Genomic DNA, 7,690 nt, shown 5'->3' with positions numbered 1-7,690 from the left:
GTACTTACCACAACAGCGCCAGTAATTGGCAAAGCTTGCATAATTGATAAGTGAATATCTCCTGTTCCTGGTGGCAAATCAATTAACATGAAATCTAATTGTCCCCAATCAGCATCAAAAATCATTTGATTTAATGCTTTTGAAGCCATAGGTCCACGCCAAATAACGGCTTGACTCGGAGATGTAAAAAATCCGATAGAAAGTAATTTAATTTCATAACTTTCAATTGGTTTCATTTTAGACTTTCCGTTAATTTCAACAGAAATTGGTTTTTCGTTTTCTACATCGAACATTATTGGCATACTTGGACCGTAAATATCGGCGTCAAGAATACCAACACTAAATCCCATTTTTGCTAAAGTCACTGCTAAATTGGCTGTAGTTGTAGATTTTCCAACACCACCTTTTCCTGAAGCTACAGCAATAATATTACTTATTCCTGGTATTGCTTTTCCTTTAATTTCGTTTGGATTTTCTTTAGCTTCTACTTTGATATTTACTTTCACAACTGCATCTGGAGAGAATTGTTCGTGAATTAGTTTTTTAATATCGTCTTCAGCTCTTTTTTTAATATGCAATGCTGGAGTTGAAATCAATAAATCTACTGTAACCTCATCGCCAAAAATAAGTACGTTTTTTACCGCGCCACTTTCGACCATATTTTTTCCTTCACCTGCAATAGAAATAGTTTCTAAAGCTTTAAGGATTTCTTTTCTATCTAACTTCATCTTCTTGTTTAAAAGTTTATGAGTTTAAAAGTTTAAAAGTTGACGAACTTTTTATTTAAACTAAATATGAATTGCAAAGATAGTAAGAAGTTTAAAAGTTTGATAGTAACAAGCTTTAAAGTTTTGTTATAATAAGATAGTTGATTTCTTTACTGTTTTTTGATATTATTTGTAAATTTTTGAAAAATTAGGAAATAATTACAAATCCATCTTTGGTTCCCAAAAATATTTTTCAAAATCTACAATTTGATTATCAACTACTTCAATTCCTTCATTTTCGAGAAGTTGTTGCATTAAATTGGTTCCATCAAAATGATGTTTGCCTGAAAGCAATCCTTTTCTATTGACAACACGATGAGCTGGAACATCTTCCATTTTGTGGGATGCATTCATTGCCCAACCGACCATTCTTGCTGAACGAGCTGTCCCTAATGCTTTTGCGATTGCTCCATAAGAAGTTACTTTTCCTTCAGGAATTTGTTTAACAATTTCGTAAACTCGCTCAAAGAAATTTTCTTCCATCAAAAATAATATTTCACCACATTGACAAGAGTTAGTAACGCCCCAATTCCAGTAATTATTCCTAATATTTTATTCATATTTTGCATAAAATAATCGGTTTTTGATTTCATTTTAGTAAAGAAAACAACATAAAAATAAAATACTGCAAATGAACCCAAAACTACGCCAGAAACCAAGCTATAAATAGAAACTGTATCAAAAGTAAAGATATTGTAAGACGCCAATGTAACACTTATAAACGCATAATAAGGAATTGGAAAAATATTTATAGCCGAAATCAATATTCCCATAAAAAAACGACTTCGTTTGCTCTTAAGCTGAATAGAATCGTCACTTTTAAGTTTTGATTTTTTGGCAAAAAATAAAAAATAAATGGTAAGTCCAGTAAAAATAACCAATCCGATTTCGCGTAATAACACCAAAATTTCTTGGTGGCTATTAATATATTGTGCAAAAAGCACCGAAATATATGTTTGAAAGAAAACCACAATCGAAGCGCCCAAAACAAAAACCATGGCACGTTTTCGTCCATCGGTCAAATCGACCTTTGCTGCTGTCATATTGATTAATCCTGGTGGAAGAACTCCTATTACTGCAGCTATAAAACCCGATAAAAGTGGAAGGATTACATTCATTGTATATTGTAAAAATGTATTTTGTATATTGTAAAAACTGGATAAATACATTATACAATTTTACAGTTTACATTATACAATTCAAAAACTATTTTATTTTAAAACGAATATACGTAATTGCTTTGTTAATTTCCAAATATTGTTTTTCGTAAAACGTTTGTATTTCAGTTACTTCACTTGGAGAACCTTCATTTTTATACACATTGTGATTAGCGTATAAAACTTCGTGACCTTCACCATGCAATAATCCTAAGGTATAACCATGCATGAATTCAGAATCGGTTTTTAGATTGACAACGCCATCAGGTTTCAAAATTCTTTTGTATAATTTCAAAAACTCAGAATTGGTCATTCTGTGCTTAGTTCGCTTGTATTTTATTTGTGGATCGGGAAATGTTATCCAAATTTCGGACACTTCTTCATCGTCAAAAATATGATTGATAAGTTCAATTTGGGTTCTAACAAAAGCTACATTGTGCATTGCGTCATCAACAGCCGTTTTTGCTCCACGCCAAAATCTTGCTCCTTTTATATCAATTCCAACAAAATTTTTATCTGGATAGCGCTCGGCTAATCCAACAGAATATTCTCCTTTTCCGCAACCAAGTTCAATGATTATAGGATTGTCATTTTTGAAAAAATCACTACTCCATTTTCCTTTTAACGGAAATTCATTTCCTACTACTTCTTCTCTTGTTGGTTGAAAAACGTTGTTGAATGTTTCGTTTTCTTTAAATCGCTTTAACTTATTTTTACTTCCCACTATTAATTTTTATTTTTCTGATGACAAAATTAAGCAAATAATACGCAACACAAATAAAGTTTTCATAATGTTTATGTAACCTTAACAATACAGCAATTCACTTCTTTTGCAGAAACTATTTATTTTGAAAAAACGGAAAGTTGAAGTTGTCGTTATTTCCGATGTTCATTTAGGAACTTTTGGTTGTCATGCTAAAGAATTACTACAATATTTAGCAACGATAAAACCGAAAATTTTAATTCTAAATGGCGACATTATAGATATTTGGCAGTTTAGAAAATCCTATTTTCCTCAAAGTCATCTTAAAGTTATTAAGAAAATAATTTCGCTGAGTTCTAAAGGCACAAAAGTTTACTATTTGACAGGAAATCACGACGAATTTTTAAGAAAATTTACCGATTTACATTTAGGAAATCTGAGTTTGTTAAACAAATTAGTGCTCAATTTGGATGAAAAAAAAGCCTGGATTTTTCATGGCGATGTTTTTGATGCTTCTATAAATCATGCAAAATGGTTGGCAAAATTGGGCGGTTGGGGTTATGATTTTCTAATTTTAACCAATCGATTTCTAAATTGGATTTTGTCTCGGATGAATAAAGAACCGTATTCACTTTCAAAAAAAATTAAGGATAATGTGAAATCGGCTGTGAAATTTATAACTAAATTTGAAAATGTTTGCACCGATTTAGCCATAGAAAACAAATATGATTATGTAATTTGCGGACATATTCACGAACCAAAAATTGAACTTGTTGAAAACGAAAATGGTAAAACAATTTATTTGAATTCAGGCGATTGGATAGAAAATCTAACAGCTCTAGAATACAATAATAAGAAATGGAAACTTTACAAACACACTAAAAATGAAATTTCTATTGAAGAAGAACAATTTGAATACGAAAACGAACTTGCTGAACAATTTATATCCATTTTAAAAAAATAATCTTCCGATGAACAAAAATATTCTTGTTGCGCCTTTAAACTGGGGACTTGGTCACGCTACACGTTGTATTCCTATTATTAAAGAGTTGGAAAATAAGGGTTTCAACCCAATTATTGCTTCTGATGGAGTAGCTTTGGCTTTACTTAAAAAAGAATTTCCGCATTTAACCACTCTAGAATTGCCTTCTTATCAAATAGAATATGCCAAAAAAGGTGAAAATTTTAAATGGAAGTTAATAAAAAATAGTCCAAAAACGATTAGCGCCATTTTATCTGAAAAAAGATTAGTTAAAGAAATAATCAAAGAGCATGCTATTATAGGAATTATATCAGACAATAGGTTAGGTGTTCATTCAAAAAAAGTTCCTTCGGTTTTTATAACACATCAATTGACTGTTTTATCTGGAAAAACTACTTGGATTTCAAGTAAATTACATCAATTTTTTATATCAAAATTTAATGAATGTTGGGTTCCGGATGCAGAAGACATACCAAATCTAACCGGAAAATTAGGTCACTTGAAAGCTTCTGATTTGAATGTAAAATATATTGGTGTTTTAAGCAGGTTAGAAAAAAAAGAAATGCCAATAAAGTACGATTTGATGGTAATTCTTTCTGGGCCAGAGCCACAAAGAACTTTTCTGGAAGAAAAACTGATTGAAGAATTGAAAAATTACAAAGAAAAGGTTGTTTTTATAAAAGGTAAAATTGAGCCTGAACAAAAAAAGGAAGAAGCTGACAATGTTGTTTTCTACAATTTTATGCAAACTGAAGAATTAGAAAAAACGTTTAACGAAAGTAATTTTGTACTTTGCCGTTCTGGTTATACAACCGTTATGGATTTGGCAAAACTAGAGAAAAAAGCGTTTTTTATTCCAACACCTGGTCAATTTGAACAAGAATTTTTAGCCAAAAAGTACAAACGTGAGGGCATTCTTCCGATGGCAAAACAAGATGATTTTACAATTACCGATTTAGATGCTATATGGCTTTATCAAGGTTTGCCAAAGTTTAATTCAAACGTAGATTGGAAACAATTATTTCATCTTTTCGAGAGTGAATGAGAATTCTGAGCCTTTTCCAAATTCGCTTTCTACATAGATTTTTTCTTTGTGTCCTTCAATAATATGCTTTACAATTGAAAGACCTAAGCCTGAACCGCCTTCACTACGAGAACCGCTTTTGTCAACCCTAAAAAAGCGCTCAAAAAGCCTAGATATGTGGTGTTGCTCAATGCCTTCGCCGTTGTCACGTACACGCACGATAATTTTATTTTTAACTAAATCTTCAATGGTTACTTCGGTTGTGCCGTTTTCTTTTCCATATTTAATGGAATTCACAATAAGATTGGTCAAGACTTGTTGTATTTTTTCCTGATCGCCAAAAACGTTTATAGATTTATTATATTTTCTATCAAACATTAAAATTATACTTTTCTTATCAGCTTGCATTTCGAGCAAATCAAACACATTTTGAATTAATTCAACTATATTAAATTCAGAAAAATCCAAATTCAAATCGCCCATTTCCAATTTAGAAATCATATCTAAATCTTCAACAATGTATATTAATCGTTCAACACCTTTTTCGGCTCTTTGTAAATATTTTTTACGCTGTTCTTTGTCTTTAACGCCATCTACCAATGTCGAAATATAACCTTGAACAGTAAAAAGTGGGGTTTTGAGTTCATGCGAAACATTTCCCATAAATTCGCGTCGGTATTCTTCACGCACTTTTAGATTTTCAATTTCGAGTTTTTTATCGGTGGCAAATTTCTTAACTTCTTTAGTTAAAGTTGCCATATCTGTGGTGATAGATTGGCTTCGCAAAGTGGTTGAGTCAAGCAAAGAAACATCATCATAAATCTTTTTTACACGGCGATAAATAAAATGTTCCACCCGATACTGAAGCACAAAAAAAGAGAAAATGGCAATTGAAACTGCAAATGCCAAACAAAATTGCCAAGAAAAAGTAGCAAACAAAAACAACAAACCGGCTACTAAACCAGTAGAAAAAAGTGTAATATGCAACGTAGATATTACCGCAAAAGTGTATGTTTTTTTGAAATTTAAAGGCATTTTGGTAAAGTTTTCAGTTTTCAGTCACAGTAATCAGTAATTGTTTTAAAATACAAATATACTGTTTTCAAAATTTACTTTATTTTCAGAATGAAATCTGAAATTTAGAAAATTAAACTTCAAACTTATAACCAACACCTTTAATGGTCTTGAATAGATCTTCGCCAATTTTTTCACGAAGTTTTCTTATGTGAACATCAATTGTTCTTCCGCCCACAATGACTTCGTTGCCCCAAACTTTATCGAGAATTTCTTCTCTTTTAAAAACTTTTCCAGGCTTAGAAGCAAGTAAATGGAATAATTCAAATTCTTTTCGCGGAAGCACAATTTCTCTGCCTTCCATAACGATTTTATATTCTTCGCGATTAATTTCGATTCCGCCAACATTAAGATTTTCGGGAGAAGCTGTTTCGCTTTTTAGTCTTCTTAAAAGTGCTTTTACCTTGCTTACCAATAATTTTGGTTTGATAGGTTTGGCAATATAATCATCGGCACCAGCATCAAAACCAGCAACTTGCGAATAATCTTCGCTTCTTGCCGTTAGAAACGTTATGATAACATTGCTCAATTCTGGAATTTTTCTAATGTTTTCACAAGCTTCCATTCCATCCATTTCGGGCATCATAACATCCATAATAATTAGTTGCGGATGTTCTTTTTTGGCAACAGCAATTGCTTCTTTTCCGTTGGTTGCCGTAACAATTTTATAACCTTCTTGAGACAAGTTATACCCCACAATTTCTAGGATATCTTGCTCATCATCAACCAGTAAAATCTTTATGTCTTTTTTCTTCATGATGCAAAAAAAATTGTTTGTTTTCCGATTGTAAATATACATCTTTATCCTATAATGTGTATTTTTAAACTTGGTCTTAACAGTAATTTAATGTGTTAACGTTTAGATAATAAGTGTTAGAAAAAATATTTTTTATATATATTTGGCACAATACTTGAATAACAATTGCTATATTTGCGATACCAAATGTACTCATGACAAAAAATTACTTATATATAATTTTGCTTTTTTGCTTCTTATCTTCAGCTTCAATGCTAGGACAAGAAGTAAAACCTGCGTCAAGAGCTAATATTGAAGGATTGACTTTTTACCCAAACCCTGTAAGCAATGGCAAGATTTACATTTCGTCTAAGTCGGGTGCTGATAAAGACATTACCATTTTTGATGTTTTAGGAAAAAAAGTGCTTCAAGCTACACTTAACAATGCTAAAGAGTTAAACATTGCTAGCATTTCTCCAGGTGTTTACATCATCAAATTTCGCGAAGGCGAAGCTACCGAAACTAGAAAATTGATAGTTAAATAGATAAACTCTTATTGTTATGAAACAAATACTCATATCTATACCTGATGTTAAGTATTCATTTTTTATGGAGCTTATTAGTAATATGGGTTTTGTAAAAATTGAAGATATTGATTCTGACAACAAAGAAGAAATCAAAAAAAATATTTCTGCTGGCGCAAAAGAATTAAAAAAGACGGTTGACTCAAAACCTAAAAAACAAGCAACTTTAAAAGAGTTCTTGAATGAGCTATAGTGTTATCCCTATAGAAAACTTCAAAAAAGAAGCTAAAAGATTAATCAAAAAATATCCTTCCCTAAAAAAGGAGCTTTTGGAATTAAGCACTACTCTTGAAGAAAATCCTACTACTGGAACACCACTTGGTAATAACATATACAAAGTTCGCATTGCTATTTCTTCTAAAGGCAAAGGCAAATCGGGTGGTGCAAGAATAATGACTTTTGTAAAAATAATTGATGAAATTGTTTACTTGTTTTCTATATACAACAAAGGAGATAAAGATAATATTACAATAGAAGAAATCACGACAATACTTAAAAATGAAGACTTATTGTAACATTTCTTTTTTTACTTTTTTACAGAAAGCTGATAGTGAAATAATTGTATTTTGCTTATTTCTTTGATTAGTTAATAATTTTTTCACATTCAATTATCTTTTCATTACAAAATACTTAGTATCTTTGTACCCTAAACGTTTAAAAAAA

General features: G+C 31.0%; 11 protein-coding genes. 5 read left to right on the top strand and 6 right to left on the bottom strand.

Going from position 1 to position 7,690, the window contains the following annotated elements:
• From ACIQ66_RS11065 to trmB, 4 genes are all read right to left on the bottom strand, one after another.
• The coding region (locus ACIQ66_RS11065; RefSeq protein ID WP_396212854.1) for a P-loop NTPase at positions 1 to 728 on the bottom strand (728 nt) is incomplete at its 3' end.
• A gap of 198 nt (positions 729 to 926) precedes the next feature.
• Positions 927 to 1,253 (bottom strand): MGMT family protein, encoded by a 327-nt coding sequence (locus ACIQ66_RS11060; RefSeq protein WP_396212853.1) that lies wholly within the window; start codon positions 1,251 to 1,253, stop codon positions 927 to 929.
• On the bottom strand, positions 1,250 to 1,885 hold the full coding sequence (locus ACIQ66_RS11055) for a LysE family translocator (protein ID WP_396212852.1): 636 nt from the start codon (positions 1,883 to 1,885) through the stop codon (positions 1,250 to 1,252). Before ACIQ66_RS11055 ends, ACIQ66_RS11060 begins: the two co-directional genes overlap by 4 nt.
• An 88-nt stretch (positions 1,886 to 1,973) precedes the next feature.
• Positions 1,974 to 2,648: a tRNA (guanosine(46)-N7)-methyltransferase TrmB gene (gene trmB / locus ACIQ66_RS11050; RefSeq protein ID WP_396212851.1), complete on the bottom strand. Its 675-nt coding sequence runs from the start codon at positions 2,646 to 2,648 to the stop codon at positions 1,974 to 1,976.
• A 124-nt stretch (positions 2,649 to 2,772) separates the two neighbouring features.
• Between trmB and ACIQ66_RS11045 the strand changes: the two genes are divergently transcribed.
• Both ACIQ66_RS11045 and ACIQ66_RS11040 read left to right on the top strand, forming a co-directional pair.
• Positions 2,773 to 3,591 (top strand): UDP-2,3-diacylglucosamine diphosphatase, encoded by an 819-nt coding sequence (locus tag ACIQ66_RS11045; RefSeq protein WP_396212850.1) that lies wholly within the window; start codon positions 2,773 to 2,775, stop codon positions 3,589 to 3,591.
• Positions 3,592 to 3,598: 7 nt separating this feature from the next.
• Positions 3,599 to 4,654: a glycosyltransferase gene (locus ACIQ66_RS11040; RefSeq protein ID WP_396212849.1), complete on the top strand. Its 1,056-nt coding sequence runs from the start codon at positions 3,599 to 3,601 to the stop codon at positions 4,652 to 4,654.
• Here the strand turns inward: ACIQ66_RS11040 and ACIQ66_RS11035 are convergent.
• Together ACIQ66_RS11035 and ACIQ66_RS11030 are read right to left on the bottom strand one after the other, a co-directional pair.
• Positions 4,628 to 5,668 carry a sensor histidine kinase gene (locus ACIQ66_RS11035; protein ID WP_396212848.1) on the bottom strand — a complete coding sequence of 347 codons (1,041 nt, stop codon included), beginning with the start codon at positions 5,666 to 5,668 and terminating at the stop codon, positions 4,628 to 4,630. The two genes, ACIQ66_RS11040 and ACIQ66_RS11035, sit on opposite strands and share 27 nt — an antisense overlap.
• A 112-nt stretch (positions 5,669 to 5,780) precedes the next feature.
• A complete protein-coding gene (locus tag ACIQ66_RS11030; RefSeq protein WP_396212847.1) occupies positions 5,781 to 6,464 on the bottom strand; it encodes a response regulator transcription factor in 684 nt (227 codons plus the stop codon).
• Positions 6,465 to 6,658: 194 nt separating this feature from the next.
• Here ACIQ66_RS11030 and ACIQ66_RS11025 point away from each other — a divergent pair, with 194 nt between their 5' ends.
• From ACIQ66_RS11025 to ACIQ66_RS11015, 3 genes are read left to right on the top strand one after another with little or no spacing between them, the layout of a single operon-like run.
• Positions 6,659 to 6,988, top strand: coding sequence for a T9SS type A sorting domain-containing protein (locus ACIQ66_RS11025; protein WP_396212846.1), 330 nt, complete (start codon positions 6,659 to 6,661; stop codon positions 6,986 to 6,988).
• A gap of 16 nt (positions 6,989 to 7,004) precedes the next feature.
• Positions 7,005 to 7,220, top strand: coding sequence for a hypothetical protein (locus ACIQ66_RS11020; RefSeq protein WP_396212845.1), 216 nt, complete (start codon positions 7,005 to 7,007; stop codon positions 7,218 to 7,220).
• Positions 7,210 to 7,542, top strand: coding sequence for a type II toxin-antitoxin system RelE/ParE family toxin (locus ACIQ66_RS11015; RefSeq protein WP_396212844.1), 333 nt, complete (start codon positions 7,210 to 7,212; stop codon positions 7,540 to 7,542). Before ACIQ66_RS11020 ends, ACIQ66_RS11015 begins: the two co-directional genes overlap by 11 nt.
• The last annotated feature ends 148 nt before the right edge of the window (positions 7,543 to 7,690 follow it).

The organism is Flavobacterium sp. (genome assembly GCF_044377315.1).
Taxonomy (GTDB): Bacteria; Bacteroidota; Bacteroidia; order Flavobacteriales; family Flavobacteriaceae; genus Flavobacterium.
The sequence above is the reverse complement of the archived record's forward strand: the minus strand, read 5'-3'. Positions and strand labels throughout refer to the sequence as shown.

Bases quoted from the DNA above. Each gene is read 5' to 3' on its own strand.
- ACIQ66_RS11055 (WP_396212852.1), bottom strand. From the start codon at position 1,885: ATGAATGTAATCCTTCCACTTTTATCGGGTTTTATAGCTGCAGTAATA.
- ACIQ66_RS11040 (WP_396212849.1), top strand. From the start codon at position 3,599: ATGAACAAAAATATTCTTGTTGCGCCTTTAAACTGGGGACTTGGTCAC.
- ACIQ66_RS11035 (WP_396212848.1), bottom strand. From the start codon at position 5,668: ATGCCTTTAAATTTCAAAAAAACATACACTTTTGCGGTAATATCTACG.
- ACIQ66_RS11030 (WP_396212847.1), bottom strand. From the start codon at position 6,464: ATGAAGAAAAAAGACATAAAGATTTTACTGGTTGATGATGAGCAAGAT.
- ACIQ66_RS11025 (WP_396212846.1), top strand. From the start codon at position 6,659: ATGACAAAAAATTACTTATATATAATTTTGCTTTTTTGCTTCTTATCT.
- ACIQ66_RS11020 (WP_396212845.1), top strand. From the start codon at position 7,005: ATGAAACAAATACTCATATCTATACCTGATGTTAAGTATTCATTTTTT.
- ACIQ66_RS11015 (WP_396212844.1), top strand. From the start codon at position 7,210: ATGAGCTATAGTGTTATCCCTATAGAAAACTTCAAAAAAGAAGCTAAA.